Annotated in this window: 1 rRNA gene; it reads left to right on the top strand. The window is 50.5% G+C overall.

The window, feature by feature from the left end:
• Positions 1 to 1369 (top strand): 23S ribosomal RNA (locus AAEZ22_RS17990); the annotation flags it as partial.
• Between the last annotated feature and the right edge of the window lie 68 nt (positions 1370 to 1437).

Below are 1437 nucleotides of genomic sequence, written 5' to 3'. Positions count from 1 at the left end.
GGTGATGAAGTTGCTGATGCCATACTTCCAGGAAAAGCCTCTAAGCTTCAGATTATATGGAATCGTACCCCAAACCGACACAGGTGGTCAGGTAGAGAATACTAAGGCGCTTGAGAGAACTCGGGTGAAGGAACTAGGCAAAATCGTACCGTAACTTCGGGAGAAGGTACGCTCCTATCTGTGATGAGACTTGCTCTCTAAGCGGACGGGAGCCGCAGTGACCAGGTGGCTGGGACTGTTTATTAAAAACACAGCACTGTGCAAAATCGCAAGATGACGTATACGGTGTGACACCTGCCCGGTGCCGGAAGGTTAATTGATGGGGTTATCCTTAGGGAGAAGCTCTTGATCGAAGCCCCGGTAAACGGCGGCCGTAACTATAACGGTCCTAAGGTAGCGAAATTCCTTGTCGGGTAAGTTCCGACCTGCACGAATGGTGTAACCATGGCCACGCTGTCTCCACCCGAGACTCAGTGAAATTGAAATCGCAGTGAAGATGCTGTGTACCCGCGGCTAGACGGAAAGACCCCGTGAACCTTTACTACAGCTTGGCACTGAACATTGAACCTACATGTGTAGGATAGGTGGGAGACTTTGAAGATGAGACGCTAGTTTTGTTGGAGTCAACCTTGAAATACCACCCTTGTAGTTTTGATGTTCTAACGTTGGCCCCTGAATCGGGGTTACGGACAGTGCCTGGTGGGTAGTTTGACTGGGGCGGTCTCCTCCTAAAGAGTAACGGAGGAGCACGAAGGTTGGCTAAGTACGGTCGGACATCGTACGGTTAGTGTAATGGTAGAAGCCAGCTTAACTGCGAGACAGACACGTCGAGCAGGTACGAAAGTAGGTCATAGTGATCCGGTGGTTCTGAATGGAAGGGCCATCGCTCAACGGATAAAAGGTACTCCGGGGATAACAGGCTGATACCGCCCAAGAGTTCATATCGACGGCGGTGTTTGGCACCTCGATGTCGGCTCATCACATCCTGGGGCTGAAGTCGGTCCCAAGGGTATGGCTGTTCGCCATTTAAAGTGGTACGCGAGCTGGGTTTAGAACGTCGTGAGACAGTTCGGTCCCTATCTGCCGTGGGCGTTTGAGAATTGAGAGGGGTTGCTCCTAGTACGAGAGGACCGGAGTGAACGAACCGCTGGTGTTCGGGTTGTCATGCCAATGGCATTGCCCGGTAGCTACGTTCGGAACTGATAAGCGCTGAAAGCATCTAAGCGCGAAGCAGGCCTCGAGATGATTTCTCACTAGAGCTATAAGCTCTCTGAAGGGCCGTTGGAGACTACAACGTTGATAGGCAAGATGTGGAAGTGCTGTGAGGCATTAAGCTAACTTGTACTAATTACCCGTGAGGCTTAACCATACAACGCCAAACGCGTTTTATGTGACAGTTCAAGCAAGAAGTTAATATTGCTAAAGTAGATATTTACG

It is taken from the genome of Pseudoalteromonas sp. 20-MNA-CIBAN-0454, from assembly GCF_040308685.1.
In the GTDB taxonomy this organism is placed as follows: Bacteria; Pseudomonadota; Gammaproteobacteria; order Enterobacterales; family Alteromonadaceae; genus Pseudoalteromonas; species Pseudoalteromonas nigrifaciens.
The sequence above is the reverse complement of the archived record's forward strand: the minus strand, read 5'-3'. Positions and strand labels throughout refer to the sequence as shown.